25 protein-coding genes and 3 pseudogenes are annotated in these 26,807 nt (G+C 61.5%); 15 read left to right on the top strand and 13 right to left on the bottom strand.

Features of this window, described 5'->3' with window-relative positions:
• Positions 1–330: 330 nt before the first annotated feature.
• Complete coding sequence (locus ABDX79_RS18965; RefSeq protein ID WP_346221872.1) at positions 331–1,353, bottom strand: zinc-dependent alcohol dehydrogenase family protein; 1,023 nt, start codon at positions 1,351–1,353, stop codon at positions 331–333.
• A gap of 143 nt (positions 1,354–1,496) precedes the next feature.
• Between ABDX79_RS18965 and ABDX79_RS18960 the strand changes: the two genes are divergently transcribed.
• Positions 1,497–2,387 (top strand): LysR family transcriptional regulator, encoded by an 891-nt coding sequence (locus ABDX79_RS18960; protein ID WP_346221871.1) that lies wholly within the window; start codon positions 1,497–1,499, stop codon positions 2,385–2,387.
• A 221-nt stretch (positions 2,388–2,608) separates the two neighbouring features.
• On the opposite strand, the gene ABDX79_RS18955 is transcribed toward ABDX79_RS18960, so the two are convergent.
• Complete coding sequence (locus tag ABDX79_RS18955; protein WP_346221870.1) at positions 2,609–3,364, bottom strand: SDR family NAD(P)-dependent oxidoreductase; 756 nt, start codon at positions 3,362–3,364, stop codon at positions 2,609–2,611.
• A gap of 136 nt (positions 3,365–3,500) precedes the next feature.
• Here ABDX79_RS18955 and ABDX79_RS18950 point away from each other — a divergent pair, with 136 nt between their 5' ends.
• Complete coding sequence (locus tag ABDX79_RS18950) at positions 3,501–4,391, top strand: AraC family transcriptional regulator (protein WP_346221869.1); 891 nt, start codon at positions 3,501–3,503, stop codon at positions 4,389–4,391.
• An 18-nt stretch (positions 4,392–4,409) separates the two neighbouring features.
• Here ABDX79_RS18950 and ABDX79_RS18945 read toward each other — a convergent pair whose 3' ends face one another.
• Entirely contained in the window at positions 4,410–4,880 is a 471-nt protein-coding gene (locus ABDX79_RS18945) for a MarR family winged helix-turn-helix transcriptional regulator (protein WP_346221868.1), read from the bottom strand.
• A 92-nt stretch (positions 4,881–4,972) separates the two neighbouring features.
• Between ABDX79_RS18945 and ABDX79_RS18940 the strand changes: the two genes are divergently transcribed.
• The 3 genes from ABDX79_RS18940 (at position 4,973) to ABDX79_RS18930 (ending at position 6,509) form a co-directional block, all read left to right on the top strand.
• Entirely contained in the window at positions 4,973–5,446 is a 474-nt protein-coding gene (locus tag ABDX79_RS18940; protein ID WP_346221867.1) for a hypothetical protein, read from the top strand.
• Between the two features lies 1 nt (position 5,447).
• Positions 5,448–5,816 carry an antibiotic biosynthesis monooxygenase family protein gene (locus tag ABDX79_RS18935; protein ID WP_346221866.1) on the top strand — a complete coding sequence of 123 codons (369 nt, stop codon included), beginning with the start codon at positions 5,448–5,450 and terminating at the stop codon, positions 5,814–5,816.
• A gap of 207 nt (positions 5,817–6,023) precedes the next feature.
• On the top strand, positions 6,024–6,509 hold the full coding sequence (locus ABDX79_RS18930; RefSeq protein WP_346221865.1) for an SMI1/KNR4 family protein: 486 nt from the start codon (positions 6,024–6,026) through the stop codon (positions 6,507–6,509).
• A 204-nt stretch (positions 6,510–6,713) separates the two neighbouring features.
• On the opposite strand, the gene ABDX79_RS18925 is transcribed toward ABDX79_RS18930, so the two are convergent.
• The gene (locus ABDX79_RS18925; protein ID WP_346221864.1) at positions 6,714–7,664 is read right to left on the bottom strand and encodes a LysR family transcriptional regulator; all 951 of its coding nucleotides are present in this window, start codon (positions 7,662–7,664) and stop codon (positions 6,714–6,716) included.
• Between the two features lie 97 nt (positions 7,665–7,761).
• Between ABDX79_RS18925 and ABDX79_RS18920 the strand changes: the two genes are divergently transcribed.
• From ABDX79_RS18920 to ABDX79_RS18905, 4 genes are all read left to right on the top strand, one after another.
• Complete coding sequence (locus ABDX79_RS18920) at positions 7,762–8,712, top strand: alpha/beta hydrolase (RefSeq protein ID WP_346221863.1); 951 nt, start codon at positions 7,762–7,764, stop codon at positions 8,710–8,712.
• Complete coding sequence (locus tag ABDX79_RS18915) at positions 8,709–9,329, top strand: O-methyltransferase (protein WP_346221862.1); 621 nt, start codon at positions 8,709–8,711, stop codon at positions 9,327–9,329. The genes ABDX79_RS18920 and ABDX79_RS18915 overlap by 4 nt, the downstream gene beginning before the upstream one ends.
• Before the next feature lie 4 nt (positions 9,330–9,333).
• Positions 9,334–9,762: a YybH family protein gene (locus ABDX79_RS18910; RefSeq protein ID WP_346221861.1), complete on the top strand. Its 429-nt coding sequence runs from the start codon at positions 9,334–9,336 to the stop codon at positions 9,760–9,762.
• Between the two features lie 84 nt (positions 9,763–9,846).
• A complete protein-coding gene (locus tag ABDX79_RS18905) occupies positions 9,847–10,563 on the top strand; it encodes a haloacid dehalogenase type II (protein ID WP_346221860.1) in 717 nt (238 codons plus the stop codon).
• A gap of 61 nt (positions 10,564–10,624) precedes the next feature.
• Here the strand turns inward: ABDX79_RS18905 and ABDX79_RS18900 are convergent, their stop codons facing one another.
• Positions 10,625–11,527, bottom strand: a complete 903-nt coding sequence (locus ABDX79_RS18900; RefSeq protein ID WP_346221859.1) for a LysR family transcriptional regulator — start codon at positions 11,525–11,527, stop codon at positions 10,625–10,627.
• Positions 11,528–11,622: 95 nt separating this feature from the next.
• Between ABDX79_RS18900 and ABDX79_RS18895 the strand changes: the two genes are divergently transcribed.
• The 5 genes and pseudogenes from ABDX79_RS18895 (at position 11,623) to ABDX79_RS18875 (ending at position 16,226) form a co-directional block, all read left to right on the top strand.
• Positions 11,623–12,345 carry an SDR family oxidoreductase gene (locus ABDX79_RS18895; RefSeq protein WP_346221858.1) on the top strand — a complete coding sequence of 241 codons (723 nt, stop codon included), beginning with the start codon at positions 11,623–11,625 and terminating at the stop codon, positions 12,343–12,345.
• A 79-nt stretch (positions 12,346–12,424) separates the two neighbouring features.
• Complete coding sequence (locus ABDX79_RS18890) at positions 12,425–12,967, top strand: hypothetical protein (RefSeq protein WP_346221857.1); 543 nt, start codon at positions 12,425–12,427, stop codon at positions 12,965–12,967.
• Entirely contained in the window at positions 12,964–13,212 is a 249-nt protein-coding gene (locus ABDX79_RS18885) for an Atu4866 domain-containing protein (RefSeq protein WP_346221856.1), read from the top strand. The genes ABDX79_RS18890 and ABDX79_RS18885 overlap by 4 nt, the downstream gene beginning before the upstream one ends.
• Positions 13,213–13,551: 339 nt before the next feature.
• Positions 13,552–14,643 (top strand): carboxymuconolactone decarboxylase family protein, encoded by a 1,092-nt coding sequence (locus tag ABDX79_RS18880; RefSeq protein WP_346221855.1) that lies wholly within the window; start codon positions 13,552–13,554, stop codon positions 14,641–14,643.
• A 494-nt stretch (positions 14,644–15,137) separates the two neighbouring features.
• Positions 15,138–16,226: pseudogene (locus tag ABDX79_RS18875) on the top strand (IS3 family transposase).
• 109 nt (positions 16,227–16,335) lie between these two features.
• Here ABDX79_RS18875 and ABDX79_RS18870 read toward each other — a convergent pair.
• The 8 genes and pseudogenes from ABDX79_RS18870 to ABDX79_RS18835 all read right to left on the bottom strand — a co-directional run bounded on the left by ABDX79_RS18870 (position 16,336) and on the right by ABDX79_RS18835 (position 25,641).
• Positions 16,336–17,566: pseudogene (locus ABDX79_RS18870) on the bottom strand (IS256 family transposase).
• A 194-nt stretch (positions 17,567–17,760) separates the two neighbouring features.
• A pseudogene (locus tag ABDX79_RS18865) lies at positions 17,761–18,012 on the bottom strand (transposase); the annotation flags it as partial.
• A 134-nt stretch (positions 18,013–18,146) separates the two neighbouring features.
• Positions 18,147–19,121: a UDP-glucose 4-epimerase GalE gene (gene galE, locus ABDX79_RS18860; RefSeq protein ID WP_346221854.1), complete on the bottom strand. Its 975-nt coding sequence runs from the start codon at positions 19,119–19,121 to the stop codon at positions 18,147–18,149.
• Between the two features lie 94 nt (positions 19,122–19,215).
• Positions 19,216–20,757, bottom strand: a complete 1,542-nt coding sequence (locus ABDX79_RS18855) for a GMC oxidoreductase (RefSeq protein ID WP_346221853.1) — start codon at positions 20,755–20,757, stop codon at positions 19,216–19,218.
• Positions 20,758–20,881: 124 nt separating this feature from the next.
• On the bottom strand, positions 20,882–22,141 hold the full coding sequence (locus ABDX79_RS18850) for a glycosyltransferase family 4 protein (protein WP_463671204.1): 1,260 nt from the start codon (positions 22,139–22,141) through the stop codon (positions 20,882–20,884).
• Between the two features lie 7 nt (positions 22,142–22,148).
• Entirely contained in the window at positions 22,149–23,345 is a 1,197-nt protein-coding gene (locus ABDX79_RS18845) for a polysaccharide pyruvyl transferase family protein (RefSeq protein ID WP_346221852.1), read from the bottom strand.
• Positions 23,346–23,407: 62 nt separating this feature from the next.
• Complete coding sequence (locus tag ABDX79_RS18840; protein ID WP_346221851.1) at positions 23,408–24,718, bottom strand: glycosyltransferase family 4 protein; 1,311 nt, start codon at positions 24,716–24,718, stop codon at positions 23,408–23,410.
• Between the two features lie 197 nt (positions 24,719–24,915).
• The gene (locus ABDX79_RS18835; RefSeq protein ID WP_346221850.1) at positions 24,916–25,641 is read right to left on the bottom strand and encodes a Crp/Fnr family transcriptional regulator; all 726 of its coding nucleotides are present in this window, start codon (positions 25,639–25,641) and stop codon (positions 24,916–24,918) included.
• A 348-nt stretch (positions 25,642–25,989) separates the two neighbouring features.
• Here ABDX79_RS18835 and ABDX79_RS18830 point away from each other — a divergent pair, with 348 nt between their 5' ends.
• The gene (locus ABDX79_RS18830) at positions 25,990–26,700 is read left to right on the top strand and encodes a sugar transferase (RefSeq protein WP_346221849.1); all 711 of its coding nucleotides are present in this window, start codon (positions 25,990–25,992) and stop codon (positions 26,698–26,700) included.
• Positions 26,701–26,807 lie beyond the last annotated feature (107 nt).

Raw genomic sequence — 26,807 nt, 5'->3', positions numbered from 1 at the left:
CACGCTCGGTGATCTGTGCGACTGCATCGCGCTTGAACTCATCAGTGAAATTGACAGACCGCATCCGGACCTCCTTGCCTCAAAATCAGGGAAGAAGGCGTCCACAAATCTCGGGGCTATTCAGTTCGAGATGCGCTTACTCTTGCAGAACAGGCGTTTCGAGACAGCCTTGCGAGCTGCACATTGGCCCAGATCCACGACGCATCGCAGGTCACCTGACTTCGCTCCCATACTTACCTGGACCAGAGGCTGAGTTGCAGGTTGAGCGCTCCCTATTGAGCCCTGTAGCGACTGGAGTCGCAACTATGAACAGGTGAAGGGTTCATTACGTCACTCCATCATGTCGATCACCACCTTGCCGAAAGGACCGCGCGCCAGATGCTCGAAAGCGGCGGGCAATTCGGTCAATGGATACCGCACGTCCACGACTGGCCGGATGCCAGCGCGGTCGACAGCCCGCACCAGGCGCTCCAAGGCCCGGCGACTGCCGGTGCCGATGCCGTGAATGGTGATGTTCTTCAGCATCAGGGGCATGGCCGGGGAACTGAACTCGAAGCCATCGAGAGCGCCGATCTGGCAGACATGGCCACCAACGGCGGCGAGTTCGACGGATCTTCCGAGATGGGCCCCTCCGATCACCTCCAGCACGATATCGGCACCGCGATCGCCGGTGATCCGGTAGACCGCCTCCATCCAGTCTTCAGCATCGGCATCCACGAAGTTATCGGCGCCAAGTGCGCGCACCCGTGCCTCGTTATCAGATTGGCCGCAGACGATGACCTCGGCACCGCTCGCCTTGGCGATCTGAAGCCCAAACAGCGCGACGCCGCCGGTGCTGGGGATGAGAACGGTGTCGCCGGCGCGCACCCCGGCACTTTCCGCAAGCGCGGACCAGGCTGTCAGCCCCGCCACCGGCAATGTTGCCGCCTGCCAGGGTTCAAGGCTCGCCGGCGCCTTGACGAACCACAGCTCCGGCATCGCGACGTATTCCGCGAGGACGCCCGGGTAATACCCGCCCAGCGTCTGGTAGGCGGGCGTGCGGGCGGTCCCGGGACGAAGCCCGTCGATCCAGTCCGGCGTCGGCGTCGACACCACCCGGTCGCCAACGACGAAGCGACTGGCTCCCTCCCCGAGGGCCACGATTTCACCGGCGAGGTCCGAACCCGGCGTGAAGGGGAACCGCAGCGGCAGACCGCGTCCGCTCTCCACCACCATCTTGTCCCGATAGTTCAGTGCCACGGCCGCCGTCCGCACGAGGATCTCGCCCTTGCCGGGCGGCGGTATCGGACAGTCGCGCAATTGCAGGTGGTCGAGCCCGATCGCATCAATCTCCCAGCGCCGCATGTTGGTCATCGCTCATAGCCTTTCTTGTCGGAGTCGGAGGGCACCCATCAACCGGTGATCGGCGCGCTCCAGTGTCGAGGGCAATGTGCGCCCTGGCATTGTGCGAGAGAATGGTGTTTATCCGGCATCATTCGTTGCGCTGGAAGTGTACAATGACGCCCGCTGAATTCGCCGAGCTGCGCGCCTTCACACTGGTGGCAGAGGAGCGGAGCTTCCGCCGCGCCGCCAAACGGCTCGGCCTGTCGCCCTCGGCCCTCAGCCGCACCATTCGTTTGCTGGAAGAGCGGCTGGGCGTCCGGCTCCTCAATCGTACGACGCGCAGCGTCGCGCCGACGGAGGCCGGTCAGAGCCTCTACGCACGCATCGAGCCCACTTTGGCGGAAATGGATGCCGCCCTTCGCGAGACCAGCGCCTTCCAGGCACAACCCAAGGGCCTCGTGCGGATCAACCTGCCGAGCATTGCGGCGAGGCTTGTGGTGATGCCGCGCCTCGGTGCCTTTGCTGACGCCTTTCCCGGGGTCGAGCTCGACCTCGTCGTCGACAACGAGATCACCGATATCGTGGCAAAGGGGTTCGACGCTGGCGTGCGGATCGGCGGCCAGGTGAACCGGGACATGATCGCGGTGCGTCTCACCCCGGACCTTCACACGGCAGTGGTCGGCTCGCCGGCCTATTTCGCTGCGCACTCGCCGCCAGTGACCCCCCAGGACCTTTCCCATCACCGCTGCCTCAGCTACCGCTGGGCCGAAAGCGGCGCCCTTCTCCCGTGGCGCTTCGCGCGGCCCGGCAGGCCCGCCGCGACGATCGTGACCGGCAACGTGCTCACCACCAACGATACTGATCTCTTGCTCGCGGGCGCCCTCCAAGGCATGGGCCTTGCCTTCCTGCTCGAAGACTTCGTTGCCCCCTATCTCGAACGCGGCGACCTGGTACGGGTGCTGGCGGATCACGACGAGCTGGTGCCGGGCTTCCACCTCTATTATCCCAGCCGAACGCGGATGCCGGCAGCGCTCCGCGCCTTCATCGACTTCATGAAGCTCTGATTATCCAGGCTGGAATGGTACCGAAGACGGCAGGAGCTGACAGTTACAGATGCCGGCGGCTCGTTTCCCGCCGGGAGACGTCGCGCTAATCCGCTAGTCTCTTCTACCCTCTGCCAACGTAGTGAAACCGCGCCACTCGGCCGAAGGACGACGATCTTCGGCATGGAGCGTCGTTTGGATGAGATGGGCGGGCACCGACGGCGGCGCCCGCTGCTCCAGTGTCAGATTGTCTGACCGCCCGATACCTCGATACGCTGAGCGTTGACCCAGTGATTGTCGGGCTTAAGCAGGCTCGCCACCATGGGGCCGATGTCGTCCGGCAAACCGACGCGACCAAGAGCGGTCATGCCCGCAAAGGCGCTGTTGTAATCGGGAATATCGCGGACGGCGCCGCCGAGGAAATCGGTTTCGATGGCCCCCGGTGCAACGGTGTTAGCGGTGATGCCGCGACTGCCCAGCTCCTTCGCCATGTAGACGGTGAGGATTTCGACCGCCCCCTTGGCGGCCGAGTAGGCTGAAAAGCCAGGGAACGACACGCGGGTCAGCCCGGACGAGAAGTTGATGATGCGACCGCCGTCGGCAAGCACCGGCAGCAGCGCTTGCGTCAGGAAGAACACGCCCTTGACGTGAACGGCGAAGAGCTTGTCGAACTGCTCCTCCGTGGTGGCGGCAAAGTCCGCCATCTCACCATGCCCGGCATTGTTGACGAGGTGGTCGAACCGCTCCTGTCCCCAGATTTTCGAGAGAGCGCCGCGCAGGGCTTCGACGAAGGCGGGGAAGGTCGAGACGTCGCCCGCTTCGAGCGGCAGAGCGACCGCCTTGCGGCCGAGCGCCTCGATCTCGGCAACGACGGCCTCGGCATTCTCCTTGCCGCCACGATAGGTGAGGATGACGTCGCCGCCGTGACGCGCGATGCTGATCGCGGTGTTGCGGCCAAGGCCGCGGCTGCCGCCTGTGACGAGCGAAATGGTGGACATGGATGTCTCCGGGTCGGTTGGAACAGGTGAGCTTTGTGCCCCGTGCTGCGCGAATGGCGTTGCGCGATCGTCCAGAAAACTTGCCTGATTGTCCTGATCTGTTGCCGCAGCCGATCTCCCATCCTAAGATCGGTCGATGGACGCACTTCTCGACCACGCGCGGCGCTACGCCGATGCCCATGCCGACAGCGACGGCATCGCGGCCACCCCGGTCGACGGACTGGCGATCCTGCGCGAAACGGCGCCGACGACGCTGCAATATGCCGTCTCGAAGCCCCTGATGGCTTTGATTCTTCAGGGCAGCAAGCGTGTCACGATGGGAAGCCGGAGCTTCGACTTCGGGGCGGGCGAATCCCTTCTGATCACCACCGATGTCCCGACCGTGAGCCAGATCACCTCGGCCAGTCGCGTCTTGCCTTATTATTCACTGGTTCTCGAACTCGACCCCGTCATCATCGCGGGACTGGTGAGTGAAATGGATCCGGCGCCGTGCAAGACGGATCAGCCCGTTCGCGTCGATCCGACGGAGCCGGAAGTGGCCGATGCCGCTTTGCGCCTGCTGCGCCTGCTCGACCGACCTGACACCCTGGCGGTGTTGGGTCCGCAGCTCAGCCGTGAGCTGCACTACTGGCTATTGATCGGTCGGCATGGTCCGGCAGTCCGGGGGCTCGGCGTCACCGACAGCCATGCCCATCGGATCGCTCGCGCCGTCTCGATCCTTCGCCAGCGCTACGCCGAACCCATCCGGATCGAAGCCTTGGCGAACGCTGCAGGCATGAGCTTGTCCGCCTTCCACGTTCATTTCCGCAGCATCACCTCGCTGTCTCCCCTTCAGTTCCAGAAACAGCTGCGCCTGATCGAGGCGCGACGGCGAATGCTGGCTCTGGGCGAATGCGTCGCTGACGCTGCCTACGCCGTCGGATACGAGAGTGTTCCGCAATTCACGCGCGAGTATGGCAGGATGTTCGGGCAACCGCCCGCCCGCGACATCCGTCAGGCCCAGACGCCATTGAAAGAGGCCGTCTAGGAGAGCGAATTTGCTCCACTAGGAGTCGGCAGCCTCGCCGTCTTCCAGCTTGAGCCGGAGGGCTGTGATGACTTTCCGGGCCACCGCGATCTCTTCCGGCTGAAGGCCTTCGGCAAGATCGTTCACCCATGGCGTTTGCCGTTGCATGGCGTCGTCGTAAGCCTTCGTCCCCTTGTCGGTGAGAACGACGAGCTGCGCGCGCCGGTGATGGGGATTGGGCTGAAACTCGACCAGGCCATCCCGCGCCAGGTCGTTGACGATGCGCTGAACATTCTGACGGTTCGCGCCCATGTCGCGGGCGATCCAGGCGACCGGTTGCGGGCGCTCGGCCGCGATCATCGTTCCGAGGACCTGCCAGCGGGCGCTGGTCAGTCCGAGGCCGGCAACCAGCCGGTCACCCGCCGTAAGGATGCGACTGTTCAATCTCAACAGATCGAAGATCGTATCGCTCAAGGCGGTTCCGGACGGGGTCCGTGTCGGATTCTTCATTTTCAAACATACACCCATATTGACATCATAATGTCAAAGCCGTATCTGTCCTATCGATATTGACATCATAACACCATATTGAAACGACAGTCATGGTCAAAATCGTTCATCCCGTCGCGGGCGGGATCGCCCTCCTCACAATCGCAATTTTCTGGCTGTCGACCGCGCTCGGCGAGCTGTTCGGCTCGGTCAGCACGATCGTTGCCATCAAGAGCGCAATACCCTGGGGCTTCCTGCTGCTCATTCCGGCGCTCGCGGCGACCGGCGGGACGGGCTTCAACCTGTCGAACGGACGACGGCCGAAGCTGATTACCACGAAGATCAAGCGCACCGCTGCCTGTGCAGCAAACGGCCTTCTGGTTCTCGTGCCCTCGGCGCTGTTTCTCGCCTTCAAGGCGCGAGCCGGTGAGCTCGATGCCGTTTTCTACGCGGTGCAGGCACTCGAACTCATCGCCGGCGCCGTCAACATCACGCTGCTTGGCCTGAACATGCGGGACGGCTTGAAGATGACGGGCCGTTTCCGCCGGCGGGCCAATGCCCGCCCGGCCGTCAACGAAAGAGTATGAAATGGTGAAATTCGCAGAGATGGACCAGACCGTCACGCTCGCCTCGCAACTGGCCGATGAGGGCGGCCCGGTAATCCTGATCAACACCTTCGTCGTTTCGCCAGAAGACGCCGACGCGCTTCTTGAGGCCTGGACGAACGACGCCGCCGTCATGAAAGGGCAGCGGGGCTTCATCTCGACCCAGCTTCATAGGGGCATCGCAGGAAGCGGGACGTTCTTGAATTACGCCGTCTGGCAGTCCACCGCCCACTTCCGCGCGGCCTTCAGCAATCCCGAATTTCAGGCGCAGCTCGGAGATTATCCCGCCATCACGACAGCGAGCCCGCACCTTTTTAGAAAGGTCGACGTGGACGGTATCTGCGTGGCCTGACCAGGGCCGTTGCCGCTTCAAAACGGCATGGGGTAGCAAATGCCATCGGGTATAACGTCTCGGCGAGCGCGATGTTTTTCGCGCCATAGCCTCGACGCACGGACGGTTGCCTAGCGGCTATTTGGGGTGGATAGCAGATGGTCTACTTTTCGACTTAGACGTTGTGAAAGCCGACAGTCCGGAACGCACAATTGGGAGAGCAGACTGATGGCCCAAACTGACGGCGAAGTTTCGTTCAAGGAGGCCGTCAGGTACGCGACGCAATCGGGCATCGCGATAGACGGATCTCTCCCCGGCGATGAAATGGACATCGCGGCACTAGAACGCCGCCTGAACGTCCGGCTTCCTCCATCTTACAAAGCGATGGTTCGCTTGTACGGAACCGTCAGTTTCGATGCGGTCGAAATCTACGGCCTGACGAAGCTAACGGGTCTGGATGGCAAGGGAATACCCAACGTCGTCTTCGCAACAGAGGATGACCGCCAAAGGGGGATCATCGGACCTGGTATGGTTTCGTTCATGGTCGCCGGCTACGGACCGACCTTTATCCTCGATTGCAACGAGGCTGACGAGTTCGGCGAAGCGCCAGTCTACGAAGTCGCGACGGGCGGTATCGCCGTCGGTCGCGACAAGCTCGCCGTGAGTTTTGGACACTTTGTTCTCGAAGAGGTAAAGAACCTAAGCGAGACATAGAGGTCCGGTTTCGGGATGCGTCACAACGATCTTGAACGTTCCGGATGGGTCGGAAGGCCCCGGCCCGGTGGTGGCCTTGTTACCCAATGCCGCTTCAAAAAACGCCCAGGCGGCATCTACGGCGCGTACTGGTCTCTCGCCTCTTCGACGTCGGCCACACTCCCGGCTTCCCGTGGCGGACAGCCTGGACCGCCTTGTTGCCTCTCATGGCGTGTGCCCCTTGCCGGCGGTCCACCCGGGCAGTCGCTCGCGGATCCAGGTCAGACCCGCATCCATTTCAGCGCGATCGTGCCAGATCATGCAGTAGGTGATCGGATCCGCCTCGGGAAAATCGACGACTGCGAGATCTCCCGGAGCCGCCGCGGACTCGGCGATGCGGCGAGGCACGCAGAGGACGAAGTCGGAGCCCTTCACGAACAATGGGGCGGACAGGAAGTGGGGGGTCCTGAGATCGCCGGGTCCAAGCGGGCGGCCGTAAGATGCCAGCGGATCGTCTGTCCCCATCTCCGCACCATCCGGATACAGCATGACCACACGAGGCAGGGCTGCGAGTTCCGACGGCGCGATATGGCCGGTCTGGTCGCGCATGGCGAGGATCGGATGGTCCTTGCGCAGCAGGAAGGCGAAGCCCTCCTCGAACAGCGGCGCATGATGAAAGCCTGGGGGCAGCGCCTCGTCTGTGTAGAGTGCGAAATCCACACGCCCTTCCTCGAGTTCGCCGAGGGTCGTGGCGCTCCAGGCGCACAATTCCAGCGATAGGCCAGGCGCTTCTCTATGAACCGCTCTCGCCATGGCCGGAACGGCAACGGCTGCGCCGTAATCGGTCGTCGCGATGCGGAACGAGCGCTCGGAGGTGCCCGGGTCGAACACAGGTCGGGCGAAGACCTGGTCGGTCGCCGAGATCGCCTCTCTCAGTCGCGGCAACAGGTCCGTGGCACGGGCGGTTGGAACATAGCCGCCGCCTCTGGCGCGCACGAGCAGCGGATCGCCGCCGAGCGCATGTCGTAATTGAGCCAGCAGGCGGCTGGCCGCCGGCTGGCTCAGCCCCATCGTCTCGCCGGCCCGCGTGACGCTACGGCCCGTCAGCACCTCCATCAAAAAGCGCAGCGCCCGCAAGTCGATGTGGCCAATGCCTGGTTCATCCGTTTTTTGCATGGCGTTCAGTTGTACATCGTCATTTCACAAATGCAATGCACGACGTACATCGTCCTCAAACGGGTCGCCCGTCGACCCACACCGAATGGAGTTTCGCATGGTTGCAGAGACGCACCCCGAACAGCCATTGCCCGAGGATCAGATTGCTGAACGCCTCAAAGGGATGGCGCAGGGATGGAGCCAGCCGCTTCGCTCCCCCGTTCTTCGCACCCCCGCCGATGAGGGCCTCGACTACGAAGACGTGACCTTTCCCTCGCAGGATGGCGTACCGCTCGAAGCATGGTTCATCCCCTGCGCAGGGTCCGATCGCCTTGTGATCGTCAACCACCCCATGATGTTCAACCGCTATGGCTGCCCGACCCATCTGGAGCCTTGGCGCTCCTGGGGCGCTGCGAGCGGCAACACCTTCGAGGTCGATTACGTCGCCGACTACCGTATTCTGCACGAGGCCGGATACAACGTGCTCACTTATGACGAGCGCAATTTCGGCCTCAGCGGGGCTGCCAATGGCGGCCTCAACAGCGGGGGCCGGCAGGAGGGGCGCGACGTGATCGGCTCCCTGCTTTATGCGCGCAGCCGCGAGGACCTGAAGGACATGGCGATCAGCCTGTTCTCGCGCTGTAACGGCGCCAACGCCAACCTGTATGCCATCCATACGCAGCCGCAGCACTTCGACGACGTGCGCTGTCTGGTGCTTTGCCAGCCCCTTTCGATCCGCTCGGTGATGACGCGCGGACTGGAGGCCATGGGTCTGGCCGACCGGATCAACCAGCTCGACCGGCAAATTCAGCTCGCCGCGAGCCTCACCTTCGACCAGATGTCGCCGAACCTGTGGGCGCGCAGCCTACGGACGCCGACCTTCGTCTATCAGGTGCATGACGACATTCTGACCACGCCGGCGGACGTCCAGGCGACCTTCGACGCCATTCCGATCCATGAGAAGAAACTGCACTGGATCCGGGACACGACCTTGCGCTGGGACGGCTATCTGGAGTTCCAGCGCCGCCCCGAGCCGATGCTCGCATGGCTCGCGGAGTACATGGCATGACGGGCCTTGATGGTGAAGCCGACGAAGTTGCCCGTTTCGACAGGGTGCAGGCGGCAACCCGGCAGCATCGGCGCCGCCACGGATGCAACGCCTACACCTTCGAGGACGGCGCCGGCCTGCTGGCGATCGCACGGGCCCATCATGCCACGCGGATCCTCGAGCTGGGCACCGCCATCGGCTACACGGCCTGCGTCCTCGCTGCTGCGACCGAAGAGACGCAGGTGGAAACGATCGAAGGCGATCCCGAGCACGTGGCACTCGCCCGCAAGACCGTTCGCGACTTCGATCTCGAGGCCCGGGTGAGCGTTCGGCACGGCGACTTCTTCGACGTCATGGCCGAGCTGACCGGCCCTTACGACCTCGCCTTCTTCGACGGGCTCGGTCCGACGGCCCGCCTCGTCGAAAGACTTCGCGACCTGCTGCGGCCGGGCGGCCTCCTCGTCTGCGGCAACCTTGCTCACGCCGGCCACGCCGAAGGGGCGTCAATCGCCACCGAGTTCGGACAGACCGAACGATGGCAACCCGCCGGCAGCATCGAGGGCGGAGGCACCCTTGCGTTCCGCAAGATCGATGGAGGCGCGAACACGCCTTCGATGACCATCAACAATGGAGAATGAGACAATGACCGACGAAGAACAGATCCACGCTTTGCGCGAAGAATGGCTTGCAGCCGCCCAGTCGCGGGACCTCGACCGCATCATGGAGACCTACTATCCGGGGCCTGAGTACCTCGCCTATGACGTGATGCCGCCGTTTCTGTTCGAGGGCTGGGACACGTTCCGGGCGCACTGGAAGAACTTCTTCGCGATGTTCGACGGTGACCCCACCTTCGAACGGGGCGAGACGAAGATCCACGCTTGCGGCGACGTGGCGTTCTCGACGGGCCTCACCCGGTTCGCAGGGTCGATCGCCGGCAAGTCATTCGACATGTGGAGCCGCGAGACGCTCGGCTACCGCAAGTTCGAAGGGAACTGGCGGATCATCCACGACCATGTCTCCGTCCCGATCGATCTCGAGACACATCTCGGTGTGACCGACTTCAAGCCGTAAACCCGCTCGTCGGGGCCGGATGGCAACCGCAGTGGATCAGGCGCCAAAGCCCCCCTTGCAAGACCACGCTTGGAGGGTCATGCCATGTTGAACCCGGAGGCTCCCTTGTTCAAGCTCGATCCGGCCCCGAAAATCATCACCTTCGACTGCTATGGTACGCTCGTCCAATGGCATGAGGTTCTCTTACGCGAGCTCGAAGCGGTTCTCGTCGCACAGGGCCGGGATAAGGCTGAAGCTTCCGCGGTCCTCGATACATTCTCCCGTCACTCGCGGCGTCTTGAGCTCGAGAGGCCGCATCGACTCTACAAGGAAATCTTGCGGACCGGCTTTCACGCAGCCCTTCAGGAACATGGACTTAACGCCCAGGAGAGGAACGTGGAGCGGCTTGCAAACGCGATCGCGACCATGGGGCCACATCCGGAGGTGCCGGACGTGTTGCGGCGCCTGCGCGGGCGCTACAAGCTGGCGATCTTCACGAACTCGGACGAGGATCTGATCGTTCATAACGTGGCGCGGATTGGCGTACCGATCGACTACGTCATCACGGCCGAGCGGGCACAGGCCTACAAACCGTCTCGGCAACTCTTCGAACATGCTTATGAGACGATGGGTGTAACGAAGGACGAGACGGTTCATGTCGCAATGGGCATGTTCCTCGACATGAAGGCGTGCCACGAGCTTGGAGTTCGGGCCATCTGGGTCAATCGCCTGGGACAACGAGGCAATCCGGATTGGCTGCCTTACGCGGAAGTCTCAGACCTTACCGGAGCCGCAGAACTGCTTCTGCCCGCAGAGCTTTAATCCGCGCTGCTATCGACTGTTCGACGTCGATCAAGGTTCACCAGCTTCTCCTGCGTATTCGTCACATGCGGTGGGCACGCCAATCGCGCACATGATCGACAAGGGCGCGCAGCTTGAGCGGCATGTGACGCCGGCTGGGATAGAAAAGGAAGAAACCCGGAAGCGGGGGGCAAAAGGCCTCCAGCACCTCGCTCAGCTCACCCCGGCTCAGCCACGGCGCGAAGGTTTCCGCCATGCCGATGGTCAGGCCGCCACCGGACTGCGCCATCTTGACCATCAACGCCATGTCGTTGGTGGTCACCTCAGGTTCGACGGTGACCGCGAAGTCACGCCCGTCCTCTGTGAACTCCCAGCGATAGGGGGCGGCGTCTGTGGAGGAACGCCAGCCGATGCAGCGGTGTTGCGTCAATTCGCGTGGGTGGAACGGCGTTCCGGCCGCTGCCAGATAGGTCGGTGCGGCGACGACGATCTGGCGCTGTTCCCGGCTCACGGGAACCGCGATCATGTCGCGCTCGATCACTTCGCCAAGCCTCACGCCGGCATCGAACCCGTTTGCAACGATATCGAACTCCGCGTCGGTGACGACGATATCGAGCCGCACGCCGGGATGGGCTGCGCGAAAGGACGTCAGCAAATCACCCGACAGGAAGGCTTCCGCGATGGAGGAAACGGCCAGGCGCAAAAGGCCGGTGGGTCTTCCTCCCTCTGAAGCCGCAGCCGCGACGGCAGCCTCGATCTCCCCGAGCGCCGGCGCCACCCGCTCCAGCAGGGCTTCGCCGGCTTCCGTCAGGGTGACGCTGCGCGTCGTCCGCCGCAGCACCGCCGTCCCCAGCGCGTCCTCGACCTTGCGGACCGCCTGGCTCACCGCCGACCGGGTGACACCAAGCTGATCGGCCGCCGCCCGGAAACTTCGGGCGCGCGCGACGGCGACGAGCGTGGCGAGGGCGTTGAGATCGGTCTTCATTGTCCAGAACCGCTTACCAGCCCATCCATGATTACGCCAGTAGTTCAGTCCACTCCGCTTGGCTAGGTTTCCGGCGACCACAGAGAGGATTTGGCATGACAAGGATTGTACTCATCACCGGAGCGAGCAGCGGCATCGGCGAGGCGACCGCGCGCGTCTTGGCGCAGGCAGGCATGACGGTCGTGCTGGGCGCGCGTCGCACCGACCGGCTGGAAAGCCTTGCGGCCGACATCACGGAAATGGGCGGCACCGTGCGGGTTCGCCGCCTCGACGTGACGGACCGGGACGACGTGGCCGCCTTCGCGAACGCCGCTCTCGCCGAGTTCGGACGGATCGACGTGATCGTCAACAATGCCGGCGTCATGCCGCTGTCCCCCATGGCCTCGCTGAAGGTCGACGAGTGGGAGCAGATGGTGGATGTGAACATCAAGGGCGTCTTGTGGGGCATTGCGGCCGTGCTGCCGGCGATGAACGCGCAGGGCTCGGGTCACATCATCAACATCGCCTCGATCGGCGGGCTCCAGGTTTCGCCGACCGCCGCCGTCTACTGTGCCACCAAGTTCGCGGTGCGGGCGATCTCGGACGGCCTTCGCCAGGAAAACGACCGTATCCGCGTCACCAGCGTGTGCCCCGGCGTGGTCGAGTCGGAGCTTGCCGACAGCATCAGCGACGAGACCGCAAGGGCCGAGATGGCGAGCTTCCGCGCCGTCGCGCTCAAGCCCGACGCGATCGGTCGCGCGATCCTCCACGCGATTACGCAGCCGGCGGACGTCGATACGACCGAGATCGTGGTGCGTCCTGTTGGAAACCCGGCATGAGGATGTCCGCCCGCCTCGCCAGAACCTGGCGAGATTCATCCTACGAGAATGGAATTTCAAATTTATGGAGACTATTTCGATGAGAAACGCGCTTCTTGCTTTGATGTGTACTGTAGCTGCGTCTGCCGCGCATGCCGACTGCTCACAAGAAGGTCCGAGTGCACCTCTCGCTCTACACCAAGCATGGATCATGCAAGGTTGGGAACGGCATGAGCAGGATCCCAAATTCGTCTTCGCCGAAAAAATGGCGAAGTACTATGACCTCGAGGACACAAAGGGCGTTTTTTGGGATAACTTTGCACCTGGTAAGACGCAGCTCTTCACCGACGCGAACATCTACGGTCCTAACTGGGAGCCTCTTCAGGCGGCCGCGAAGTCGATCAAGCATGGCATGACGGACGGCAATAGCGCTCTCGTCGGTCAGGACATTGCGTCGACGACCGTGGGCTTTGTCGGGCGCCTGGAAAAGCTGGACGGTTCGGTCGTCTCGTTCGATGCCCGCTCGCAGCTGGGTTGGCGCTGCATCGGCGACGAATGGAAAATCAAGCAGGAAATGAACTATGCCTGGGTGGTCGAACCAGAGGCCATTGGCTCACTTCTGGGAAGGACGATCCAGCCATGAGCCACCCTTATATCGGCATGTGGGTGACGGCGAACGGTCATATCCAGCATGAACTGCTTGCCAACGGTCGCTACGACGAGGCACGCGATGGGCGCGCTCACGCCTTTCAGGGACGCTACCGGATCACGGGGACCCACATCGACTATGTCGATGATACGGGCTTCACGGCTGACGGCGAATTCGCCGAACCGGACGTGCTGCATCATGCGGGCATGATCCTCACGCGTGTCGTGGCAGGGGTCTAACGCTTTCGATCTGCGGTCCCACCTGGAACCCAGCTCATGACCAAGGACATGGGCCCGCTGTCGCCGACCTTCACTGCGACACCATTGTGCCGCCCTTCGCCAATGTCACCCTCAACGGTTCCGCCGAGAACGCCACGCCCTCGCCATGGGACGCTTCGGCACGTTTAACAGTTTCTGAACCCAAGCTGCGGCGTCGACAGCCGCATCTTTCCCGAATGGACAAAGATCATGGACCACTCCCTGGATGCTCGCCTTTCACGCGGACGGGATCTGCTACGCCGGGTGGGCGGAGCAAATTGGGACGGGCCGATAAACCGTCTCGCTCGACTGTCGCCCGCCATGTCTGACTTCACGGTGCTGTTTCCCTATGGCGACGTGCTCTCACGGCCCGGCCTCGATATTCGGGTCCGGCAGGCCCTGACCGTCTCGATCCTTCTTGCCAACGGGTCCGCGCAGGCTCAGCTCCGCTTTCACATGAACGGACTGCTGGAGGTTGGTGGCACGGTCGACGAGCTCGCGGACCTGCTCTTGATCGGAGGAGCCCTGGTCGGTTTTCCGACATCCATCGCGGCGGTGGGAGTGGTTCGTTCCCTCATCGAGGATCGGGGGCTGACGTTCGAGCCCTCCGCCGAACCTCATGGCGACGACCGGCTGAGCCAGGGCCGGGCGGCCATGCGGACCATGCTCGGGTCGGCAGCCGACGCGTATCCGGCCGCCTTTGCGAAGCATTCGCCGGTGTTGGCGAGGTGGACCGCAGAGGTGGAATTTGGCGAGATGCTCGCCGGGACGCATCTCGATCCTGTCGCCCGCCATCTTGCCATCATCGTCATGCTGGCAGCGAGCGGCAACCGGGAGACCCGGCTCCGACACCATATTCTCGGCGCACGGTCGAGCGGTATCAGCGTTGATATGATTGCCGAAGCCCTCATCCAACTGGCTGCCTATGCCGGGTTTCCTGCCGCGTTGAATGCGTTCTTCACCCTGGAGGCAGCCCTCACTGATCCCGTTGTAAGCGCGGACGGCTTGGCTGACTTCGGGCCTGCCTCGTCCGAAGATCGAGAGGCGGTCGGACAAGCGACGATGGCGGCGACATCCGGGACTGCGGGCAGCGATGTGGTCCACAGCTTCGATGACGTGGCGCCGATCATCGGATCCCTGATCGTCTCACACGCTTACGGTGACATCTTCTCCCGCCCGGGCCTCGATCCGAAGACACGAGAGCTCACAGCCATCGCCGCACTGGTCGGGCGCTTTTCCGCCGTTGCCGAGGGACCAGTGGGAGTCCACGTGGAAGCCGCCCTCGCGGTTGGGGCAACTGTCGAGGAGATCGTTGAGACCGTTCTAAACTGCGTGCCCTATTGCGGCTATCCAGCGGTGCAGGGAGCCATGGCCGTAGTCGCCAAGGCACTGGCCAAGAATGCAGGCGACTGAAGGATGCGACGTCGGAGCTCTCCGTAATATCAATGGCCTCCGGTCTTGACCGATGGCCATTGATATAGCCCGCGTGGCGTTTGAACGTTGCAGCGGCCCGATGCGTCAGCATCCGGGGCCGCTGATAAAGATGAGCGAACCCGACCTGCTCATGACGATCGCAGCGCCCGTTCAATCGCCGATCACCGCTGCATCCAGTCCGTTCTTGAATCACGCTTAAGTCGGCCAACAACTTCCGCGATCACCGCGAAGGCCCTCTGTCCGGGCTTGCTCAGCGCACGGTAAGCATGGTCCATGTTCGGCATCGCTGGAGAGATGTCCTTCTCCCCCATCCGATGATCATGATGGGCTGGCAAGTCCTGCGCCGGGATAGGCCCCACCAAACTGGTCCATTTTGAATGTGAATTTTCGGGCATAATCCTTCGACGAGAGGAGTGCCGAAGATGCCGAAGAAACGATATTCAGACGAGCAGATTGCTTTTGCGCTGAGATAGGTGGATGCCGGCGCGACCGCCGGCGAAGTGTGCCGCAAGACGGGCGTTACGGAAGCAACGTTCTACCGCTGGAAGAAGGTGTACGCCGGGATGGGCGTGTCGGAGATCCGAGGCCTGAAGCAGCTCGAGGACGAGAACGGAAAGCTGAAGCGGCTGGTCGCGGATCTGACGCTGGACAAGTCCATGCTTCAGGATGCTCTGCGAAAGTGAGGCGACAGCCCGCCATCGGTCCGAGGACAGAGCCGAACGGTGAGGCCCGTTCTGCGCCGCGAGATCGTCCAGCATTATCAGAAGGCTTTCGAGCTTTCAGAACGCCGGACGCTACGAGCTATGGGCTTTGGACGGGCCTCCCATCGATACCAGTCCCGACGCGATCCTGCGACGGGCCTTCGAATGCGGTTGAAGGAGCTTGCCGAAGCCCGCGTCCGCTATGGGTATCGCCGGCTTCATGTTCTTCTGCAACGAGAAGGCTGGGACGCCAACCACAAGCGGATCTATCGGCTTTACAGCGAAGAGGGTCTTTCGATCCGCACACGTGCTCCGAAACGTCGCCGGTCATGCCGTTATCGTGAGGGACGATCGGAGGCAGATGCCATGAACGATGTCTGGGCTATGGACTTCGTATCCGATCGCCTCTTCGACGATCGTGCGTTCCGGATCCTGACCATTGTGGACTGCCATACGAGAGAGGCTCTCGTGACATGCGCGAGGACGAACTTCCGTGCTTATCAGGTTGTAGAGGAACTGGATCGGATCATTCGTATCCGAGGCAAGCCGCGCAGCATTCGAGTTGATCACGGCCCCGAATTTGCCGGTCGCATGCTCGATCAATGGGCCTACCTGAACAAGATCGAGTTGGACTTCTCACGGCCCGGAAAACCCGGCGACAACGCCAATATTGAAGCCTTCAACGGCCGTCTTCGTCAGGAGTGCTTGAACGCCTCGTGGTTCCTGTCAATGCCTGATACCCGTCATCGGATCGAAGCCTGGAGAACCGACTACAACGAACAGCGGCCGCATTCGGCGCTCGGAAACTTGACGCCGAGCGCCTTCGCCGCCTTACTCAAACCAGCCCGAAGGATCGCGTGAGATCTGGACCAAAGAACGGGGCAGGTCCCCGGCGATGATCGTGTCCCGGAACTTGGTGTAGCTGACGTTTCGCGTCGCGGATCGCGGCAGTGTCGAGCTGATCAGCCTGTCATGCAGCAGGCAGGTCGATGATGGGATCATCGCAGACCGGAGCGAGAGTTTCCAGCGTCATGTATCATGAACGCTGGACGGCCCATTCCTCGTTCTGCTCCATGAGGATGGCACCGACGAGCCGTGTGATGGCCTTCTCGTTCGGAAAGATGCCGACCACGTCGGTGCGCCGCTTGATTTCGCCGTTGAGGCGCTCGATCGGGTTTGTCGAGTGCAACTTCGCCCGGTGCTGCGGCGGGAAGCTCATATAGGCAAGGACGTCCTCTTCGGCATTCGCCATCGGGCTCGAACCGGTGGCGCATCGATGGCTCATTCCATGAGGTTGGCGAGCTTCGGCAGCTTGCCACGCATCTGATCGGCGACGTGACGCCACTGTTTACTGGCGCTCTGAGGGTCGTTCTGGGCGAACGCGGTGGCGATGAAGGCAGCGACCACGCGCCGGCTGTTCTTGCCGGCATGGGCCAGGGCGTTTCTTTGAAAGTGAACCCGGCAACGCTGCCAGGTCGTGCCCAGGACACGAGCGATGGCGGCTTTGATGCCCTCGTGAGCATCGGAGATCACCAGTTTGACGCCGGTGAGGCCGCGCCGGACGAGCCCGCGCAGGAAGTCCGTCCAGAACGGTTCTGCTTCGGACGGGCCGATCGCCATGCCAAGGACTTCGCGGCGACCATCGCGGTTGACGCCGACGGCGAGGGTGACCGCGACGGAGACGATGCGCCCAGCCTGACGGACCTTCAGATAGGTGGCGTCGATCCAAAGGTAGACCCATTCGCCTTCGATCGGACGTGTCAAGAAGGCGTCGACGCGTTCATCGATGTCTTCGCAAAGCCGCGAGACCTGGCTGCGGGAAACCCCCGTGCCGCCCATGGCCTGGACGAGATCGTCCATGGAGCGGGTCGACACGCCGTGAACGTATGCTTCTTGGATCACGGCCACGAGCGCCTTCTCAACGGCGCGGCGCGGCTCCAGGAAGGATGGGAAATAGGAGCCGGTGCGCAGCTTGGGGATCCGCAGTTCCACATTCCCGGCGCGTGTCTGCCAGTCGCGCTCGCGGTATCCGTTGCGTTGGGCCAGGCGATCGGCGCTCTTCTCGCCGTAACCGCGCCGGTGGCGGCGCTCACCTCCAGTTCCATCAGCCGTTCGGCAGCAAAGCTAATCATCTCGCGAAGATTGTCTGCGTCGGCGCTCTGTTCGACCAGGGCGCGCAGGTCCATCATGGGTTTGGTCATCGGGGGCAGCCCTCGGTTCGGTTGCGTCTCGCAACCCGACCCTACCGCGGAACCTCCGGTGGCCGCCCGCAAATCCACTCGCGTCGCTACGGCGCTGGAAAAAGCGCGCTCGCTCGTGGATCTGCTCTCATCTTACACCACGTTCGGGGACACGACCGCGCTCGGACCGGTGGCGCTGCGTTGCCTCAATTTGAAAGCACGTCCTGCAGCATCGCCTTGTCCAGCGAGAGATCCGCGACCAGCCGCTTCAGCTTCGTGTTCTCCTCCTCGAGTTGCCGCAGCTTCTTCACCTCAGACGGCATCATCCCGCCGTAGCGCTTGCGCCAATTGTAGAAGGTCGCTTCGGATATTCCCGCTTTCCGGCAGACCTCGGCAACGGCAGTCCCCTCATCGGCCTGCTTCAAAACGAAGGCGATCTGCGCCTCGGTGAACTTCGACTTCTTCATGGAATTCTCCTCGTCCCGATCCCAGGATCATAATTGGAAAATTCCAGCTCAGAACGGTCCAAATTTCGGGAAGCACGTCAGTTATGATGTGCCACCCTTTATCCGACTAACTCAGGAACAGATTTGGTTTCGCTTCAGAGATTGCTCTTCGCGTGCCAGTTCCATGCGGTGTCAACGATCGTCCGCAGATCACGTGTCGGAGTCCAGCCAAGCACTTCGCGTGCCTTGCCGTTGTCCGCGACAAGCGAAGGCGAGTCACCTTCACGGCGTGGACCAAACGACACGGGAACAGATCGCCCAGAAACGTCCTCGACCGCATTCAGGAGTTCGCGCACTGTCGTACCCGTCCCCGTTCCGAGATTGAGCTGCGTGCTTTCCCCGCCTTCCAGTAGGTGGCGCACCGCGCGGCTGTGGGCGTCCGCAAGATCGAGGACGTGAATGTAATCACGTACGCAGGTGCCATCGCGCGTTTCATAATCGGTGCCGTTGACCGTGAAGCCACTTCGACGGCCCAGCGCGACTTCGATGGCGATCGGAATCGCATGGGTTTCAGGGTCGTGCCACTCCCCGATCCGACCCTCTGGATCGGCACCGGCCGCATTGAAATATCGGAGAACGACGGATTTCAGTCCCCTGTAGGTGCAGCAATCGGCAAGGATCTGTTCCACCAAGAGCTTGGAACGCCCGTAAGGATTGATCGGCGCCTGCTCATGGGCTTCGCCGAGCGGCAGGACGTTCGGCAAGCCGTAGGTAGCGCAGGTCGATGAGAACACGATCTTATTAATACCGCCGCGTTCGGTCGCGGCCAGCAGCGACAGGGTGCCAGCTACATTGTTCTCGTAGAAGGAGATCGGGTCCCTGATTGACTCGCCCACTTCGATCAGCGCGGCGAAATGTACAATCGCGGCCGGTTTGTATGCGTCCATCACAGTATCGAGTCGCTCGGCATCGCGGATGTCGCCGACTTCCAGCGGGCCCCACTTGACGAATTCCGAATGTCCGTTCGTCAGATTGTCGTAGGTGATGGGCGTATAGCCTTTTTCGGCCAGGTCGAGGCAGGTGTGCGAGCCGATATAACCGGCGCCGCCGACAACGAGAATGTTCGTCATACATTCCACCTCCAGATCTACGGCGCCGCGAACCGGCAGTCCACGGCAACGACAAACAATAGAGCATGCCACTACCTGGCGACTGACCTACCACTCATCGCGCAGGAGCCCCTATGCGCTTCGGCAGCATGCGGGCGGCGTAATCTGCGAGAAGCGCGATGGTCAAAGTTGGATTGGCGCTCCCCGAACTCGGGAAGGTCGACGAGCTGACGACTCCGAGATTGGGGACCTTGTGGCACACGAGGTCGGCGTCGACGACGGAATCCGTCGGCCGGATGCCCATTCGCGTCCCTCCGGACGGATGGGCATAATCCTGCGCCTTCGCGATCAACGGTTCGTCTTCGCCAATCTTACGCGTAAGCGCGCTGATATCCGCGAGGATGCGATAGGACGACATGTTCCAGTATTTTTCAAACTTGTCCACGCCAATGCGAAGGGTTCGCTCGTCTTCTGGTCCCGGTCGCCAGACGATCCCAACCTTGCGCATTCCCATCCGATCCGTTTCGCGTGATAGAAGCAGACGGTTATCGTAACGTGGGCTCTGCTCGGCACAGATTCGAAGCCTAAAACTGGTGTCCTGCGGAAAATACAGTCGCTTTTGGAGGAAGCGCTCGAACAGAATGCGGCCTGCCAGGCGCGCATCGATCCGCTGCCGCAAAAGCGTCGCAGCGCCGACCGTTACCTGACGACGCTCGACAAGGCGTTTGACCTCCCGCAGCGTTTCCAACGTCGGGTTCGCAGTAGTGTCTGCTGTAACATGAAAGAACATGGAAGCGACGCGTTCGGATGCCTGCAGCGCGGCGCTCATCTCGAATTGCAGACTGCGGCGATGGCGCCCCTCATAGGCCGGAGTAAGCGCCAGATTTATTGCTCTGGTCTCCTCGTGTCCGAATCTATGGACACACAGATCGAGATGATCATGAAAATAGCGTCCGAGCGCATCGCATCCCTCGAACACCCGACCGCCGCTCTCAGCATGGATCTGAAGGAGTAGGCGCGTCGTTTCGATGCCACCTGCCGCTAGTATAAAATATTCCGCCTGCACCGAAAGGCGGCGGCCGGTGTTCGATCGGGCCGATATGGCGGCAATGCGTTCCTTATCGGCGTCAAGTTCGGCGCCCAACACCGTCGCGCCGGTCCAGACCTCGATATCGCGGAAACGGGCAAGCTTCATTTTCGCGATGCGCCAGGCATTACCGCCGCGATATTCGGCCCATTTCGGACGCCGCACGATGAAGCAGCTCTCGAAGGCACGCACCACACTTCCCTCGTTCGGCGCCAAAGCCGACGTGTCGTTGTCGTAGCTACCGTTGCCGAGCCCGAAAAAACTCTCGACACTCGAAAGCCCTGCGAGCAGATCGTCATAGGATATCGGCCAAGCCGGGGCGCCGATGTGATCGCGAGCCATGAGATCGCTGCGCGTCATTGGGATCATGCGCCTGCCCCAGATCAAGCTGGAGCCGCCAAGCCCACGCGCGCGGCCATCACGTCCCCATTTGTGGCATCCTTCCACATTGACGACGGTATTCAATTCATCGGTGCCAAGGCCTTCACCGCCGCTTTCGAGGAGGATAACGCGGTATCCCATCGAAGCGAGTTTGACGGTGAGATAGATCCCGGCGACTCCAGCGCCCACAATGCAAACCGCTGACTGACTATGGGTCAAGTCGTGATGCTGTCGTCCCAGTCGTCGAACTTTCATAGCGCTCACACCCCCATTTGCTGCGAATGCCCGTGCTCCGTCCAGCCGACAGACCGGCTCACATGCGCCTCGCGATCACGCCGGATCGCAGCTCTGGATCGAAAGCCATGTCGAGTGCCTGGGGCGAGAGACCTGCATCTGACCACTTCTCGCGAACGAACTGCGTGATCTGGTCGCGAAAACGCGCCCGCGAGAACCGTTCTGAATGCGCTCGGATAAACATGGGTTCGAACCGGTCGGCGCCGGCCTCGAACGCATCGAGCGCTTCGATGACGGCATTGACGGTCTGATCGTGAAAATGCACGCCAACGCTTTCGTCAACGACGGTATCGAGCGCCCCGCCGGATGCATAGGCGACAACCGGACGGCCCGACGCCATCGCCTCCACGGGCAGGATTCCGAAATCTTCTTCACCAGGAAACAGCAGCGCCCTGCAACGGGCAAGATGGCTCTTCAGAACCGGGAAGGGCTGGTATCCGAGGAACTCGACCGTCGGCCCGGCAATGGTCTTCAGACGCTTCATCTCTTCACCTTCGCCAATGACGACGAGCCGCCGTCCCGTAAGCGAGCAGGCCTCAACCGCGAGATCGACCCGCTTATAGGGCGTCAACTGCCCGGCGCAGAGGTAGAAGTCCTCGGTCGCCTCGGCGACCTCGAAGTCGTCGACGGCAACGGGCGGGTGCACGACCGTCGCCGGCCGGTTGTAATAGCGCGAGATCCGTCGTGCGACATGGGCGGAATTGGCGATGAAGTGATCGACACGAGCCGCCGTCGTGACATCCCAGACGCGCAGCGCGGGGGCCGTCAGAGACATGGCCAATCGTCCCACAGCGTTCAGTTTGTTGCGATAGACGTGGTAATGGTCCCAGACATAGCGCATCGGCGAATGACAGTAGCACAGATGGAGCGCGTCCGGCCGCGGCAGGATGCCCTTTGCGGGCCCGGATTCGCTGGAGATGACGAGATCATAGTCTTGCAGGTCGAACTGCTCGACCGCGAAGGGCATCATCGGAAGCAGTTTCTGATAATGCCTGCGGGCACCCGGGATCCGCTGCAGAAACGACGTGGTGATCCGTCTTTCACGTAGCAGTGGAGAGAGCTTTTCCGGATTGACGACGAGCGTGAAAATATCGGCGTCCGGAAAGATCCTGCATAGGTCCTCAACCACCTTCTCGCCGCCGCGCATGCCGACGAGCCAGTAGTGGAAGATCGCAACCTTTGCCGGTCGCTCGCGTCTCGGCCCATTCGCCGCGACCGTTTTCTCCAAAGTCCGTGCAGGAATGGGGTCGCGGGAAGACGTGGGAAAGACGACATTCATGGGGATTTCAGTGCTCCAGGACGGCTGAAAGACGTGCGATGCCGGCGCGAGCCTCGTCGATGACGGCGAAGCGGAGAGCGTCTTGCGGCAGGTCTGACCGTGCGGCCTCAAGACGAGATGGGACCCCAGACGGAAGGCAGTCGCCAATGCTGACGAGGTTCTTCGCGAGCCCGACCGAGTCCATGAAGGCGTCGAGCTTCGTGTCCCAACGCAGCGCAAGAGACGGCACGCCATAGGAGTAGGCGAGAATGATCGCGTGCATTCTGAAGGCAATCAAGGCGTCCAGCCCCGAGATCGTTCTGCAGAGGTCGGCCGGTGTGTCCGGGTCCGCGAAGGTCACCGAATGCGCCGCGTGTACCAGCCTGTCGGCAATAGCGATGAGCATCGCCTTATCCTCGGGACTGCCGTTCGTGAACACCGTGATGGAGCCTCCGTCCTTCACGATGGCTTCAGCGACGGAGACGTACCAGTCGGCAAGTTCGCCGGGCGAAAGTTCGACATCGCAGTGGTAACGAATGGCCAGGTCGCTCATGATGCATAGGCCAACCCGTTTCCCCGGCATAAGAGGTTTCGGGCACATGAAGACTTCGCTCGCGAGAAGTCCCGGATCGCGGACCACTTCGGCCTCGACGACGGTTTCGCTGGCGAAGAGGCGGTTCCAGTTGAGGCGCGAAGCCTCGTCCCGCACGAAGACCCCCCGAAGATCGGCGCGCAGCAATGCGCTGCGCACCATTTTCAGGCCCGCCTCAGACCAATGCTCTGCACAACCAACCCCGTAAACGACGACCGGCAGATCCCTTTCGGCTGCTTCACCAAGCGCAAGGGAGAGCTTGGTTGGGAAGTTGAGGTCCATATCCGAAAACAGATTGCCGCCGCCGATGACGACGCCATCGCCCGAGAGCAAGCCGTCGGTGTAGTGCGGACGCCACTTGCGGCGCGACTGGAAGGCAAGCGGAAGGCGGACCGCAGCTTTCCGAACCGGGCTCGGCAAACTGCCGAGCACCTGGAGCGCCCCTTGCCTGCCGCCGCCGCCGCCGCCGTAAGCCTTTCGGGCAGCGAGATCAATCGAGGTGATATCGGCCCCGGTCATCGTCTCGTGCAGAGCCGCCTCAAGACACTCACAGAGCACACCGTCTCCGAGATTGGGACTGTATTTGACATTGAATGCGAGGATGCGACGGCGATGCGCACCACCGCGCGTCATTGGCCTTCCGGGAGCCGCAAGGGAGGCATGTCGGAATGCCGGTTCACGCATGTCAGGCATATTCATGAGACACCTTCTCCCACTGCGCCAAGAATTTCGCGGTAATGATTGACCAGCGCATCTCGCCAGGCTTCCGATGAAACAGCGATCTCGCCGGTACGGCCGTAGGCGCGTGCACTCATGTCGGCGATTTCACCGGGTTCCATCCCGGCAACGCGGGTCATTGCGTCCCGGAGGGATCGGACCTTCCCGGATTCGAAAGCAAAGCCAATTCCGGCGCGAACGACGTCTCCTGCCAGAAGCGCCGTGTCCGAAAGGATGACAGGCAATCCGCTGAATGACGCCTCCGCAGCGACGAGACCGAACGGCTCGGGATATCTCGTCGGCATCACGAGCGCCCGGGCTCGCTCTGCGCACTGAGTGATCTCCTCACGGCTCAGCCAGCCTGTGAATTCGGCGTCCGAATATTCTTGAGCGAGCCGATTGCGAAGTGGCCCGTCTCCGACGACAATGACCGGCACGGCGAGCGAACGTGCCGCTGCAAGGAATTCCTCGATTCCCTTCTCAGGGACGAGGCGTCCGACAAAGAGGAATGCCCGGTTGTCTTCGGCTCGAACCCTTTCTTCGGTGAAAGGACGAACCGGATTGCGCACGGTCGACAGCGCATTTTCCGGATATCCTGTCCGTTCGAGAAACGGTTTCATGCCTTCGTGGATCATCAGGATGCGCACGTCTCCAGAGCGTGGGAACGTCATTGAAAGCGAGAGCGAACGGGCGCTGCGCCAGAGCTTCTGCGCGTAGCTCTTCTTGTCGCAATGGGTTGCAAGGCAGGAGGCACCGAGGGGAACTCGGCTACAGGGAGCGCCGGCACGGTAGTCGTGAAAGGCACCATTCGGACAGGCAAGGAAGTAGTCGTGTGCGTGAACGACCAGGCGTCCGGCAACTGTGCGAAGCGCAGAAAAGAGCGCCGGCGACAGGATCTTCGACCATCCATGCACGTGGTAGACAGTGGCGGGCGTGTCGTTCGCCGCCACCCAGGCCGCGACGCTGCGTGCCATCGTCCTGTTATAGATACCGTCGATCGCAGCGCTCGCGCCCTGATCGAGGATATGCCGCCCACCCAACCCAACGAATTGGACGCCATGTGCATCGAACAGATGCCGATCGCCGTCGCCTCCGCTGATATAGGTGACCGCGATGCCGATCTCGCGAAGCATTCTCGCCGAAAGCAGAGCCAGATCCGTAGCGCCACCCTTGGCACCCGGAACATCGTTGATGATCACGATACGGTCGATGGATTGGGCCTTGTGAGACCGATCCTCACCGGGCGCGACCGTCTGCCCCGCAAACAGGGAATGGGTGTCACCGTCCATGCGCGACCCCGCACAGTGCGGATGTCATGGACCCATTGATCTGATCGGCACGCGGCCAAAGAGGCCGCCCCAATCGGGTCGATCGTCCGGTCACGGGATCTGCAAACATGCCAAGCTCCGTTCGTGCGGTCAGGAACGTCCATGCGAGGGCCGCGGCGGCCTCCAAATTTTCGGCGCGGCGGCGGAGACCCGCCGATTTAGTCTTCGACGGCCAATGGATCGCAAAGGGCGAAGCTACCGAGTGCACCGCGCTTGAGTATGCTAATCCGGCCCAATTCCACTTCGATAATGCCGCGCTCTTCCCATCCGCGAAGACAGCGGTTCACCTTCTCCCGCGAGGCGGGCAGCATTGATGCGAGATCGTGCTGGGAGATCATCACGTCCGGCTCTTTCACGCCGGGATTCTGTTCGCATTCCGAAGCAAGGCGAAGCAGGTTGGTTGCAAGCCTTGCCGGCAGGCTCGGAGTGGCGCTGCAGATGACCTTGGCATTGAGATCTGCAATCCGCTCGAGCGCCTGATTCCACATTACTCTACGGAATGAAGACCATCGTTCCATTGTATCAAGCACTGCTCTACTCTCGATCAAGATCGCCACGCAGGGGGTCTTGGCGACCATCTCCATCGAAATCGAGCTCGCCCCGGACAGATTCATCAGACCGAACAGCGACCCGCTCAACAGCATATCTAGAATGAAGATCCGGCCGTCCGCCAGATAAGACGTCACGTATGCTTTCCCGTCGATCAGCACGACAATACCAGTCGCGGCGTTCTCCATAGAGTTGACGACCGCACCTCTGTTAAATGTTCGAATCACAGAGTAATCGGTCAAATACTCAATTGCAGCATCGTCAACACCGTCGAGCAGTGAAGATCCTCGCAGGACCTCACGCCGCATGACTCTGTCATTCTCCATCTTCATCATCGAGCACTCTGATAAGGTCTGCCCTATATAGAAACCATGACGAGCGTTTATGGGTCTGGCTATACATTATACTACCAGTGGATCGCACGGCTTGGAATTTCCATTACCTGATCTGGATTTTTGAGATACCTTAACTCTGAGCATGCGCTGCAACATAGAGATTCTCAATCCCGATTGAGGGCGGTTTATTAGTCAAAAAGAATATTTATTAGGCAAATCGCGAAATCGCATAAATATTTTCCACACTATGACCTAGGTCACAGACTCCGACACCACACATGCCCTTAAGTACGGTTTACCAAAGGTTAAAAATCTATTGCACCGCACCATCGTCGAACGGGGGACTGAATGCCAGTCGATCACTCGAACGTCTCGTCGCTCTCACACTATGCTAAGCTCCTCATCTCGCAGCGTTCCAGCAGCCGTGTCTCCGAACGGTCGGCGCCCTATGGTGGCTGGCTGAAGAGAGTTATCGATATCAGTCTCGCCGTCTGCGGCTTGCTTCTGATATCCCCTCTCTTTTTCTTGGCAGCCATCGCCGTAAAGCTGGCGGACGGAGGGCCAGTCTTCTTTTCCCATCAACGGGTCGGATTTAACGGCAAATCCTTTGGCTGCCTTAAGTTTCGGACGATGCGAACCGACGCAAAGGAACGTCTGCAGGACTATCTGGACTCCGACCCCCTGATACGCGAAGAGTGGGCCGCAACTCAGAAACTGAAAAACGACCCCCGTCTGACGCCGATCGGGCATGTATTGCGCAAGTCCAGCATTGATGAACTGCCACAGCTCATCAATATAATTCGCGGGGACATGAGCCTCGTCGGACCGCGCCCGATCGTCACCGAGGAACTCAAGAAATACGGCTCGCTCGCCTCACTTTATCTTTCGGCACGTCCCGGACTGACAGGCCTGTGGCAGGTCAGCGGTCGCAGTGACACGACCTATGATCAACGCGTTCGTCTCGATGCGAACTACCTCTCACAGTGGTCTTTCGCGAACGACACCGGAATTATCTTGAAAACTGTTCCGGCACTTTTCGCACAGCGCGGATCCTACTGAGCTGTCTTCACACGGCAGTCGCCGCTCGCCCAGCGACCCATGCTTGGCATTCCTTTCGATGTCTTCTGCAATGCCTCCAGCGACCTGGCGTCCGAAGTGAAGTCGAT

This window comes from Fulvimarina fulva (assembly GCF_039652615.1).
Taxonomy (GTDB): Bacteria; Pseudomonadota; Alphaproteobacteria; order Rhizobiales; family Rhizobiaceae; genus Fulvimarina.
Note: the sequence above shows the minus strand (reverse complement) of the source record. Positions and strands in the feature narration are given on the sequence as shown.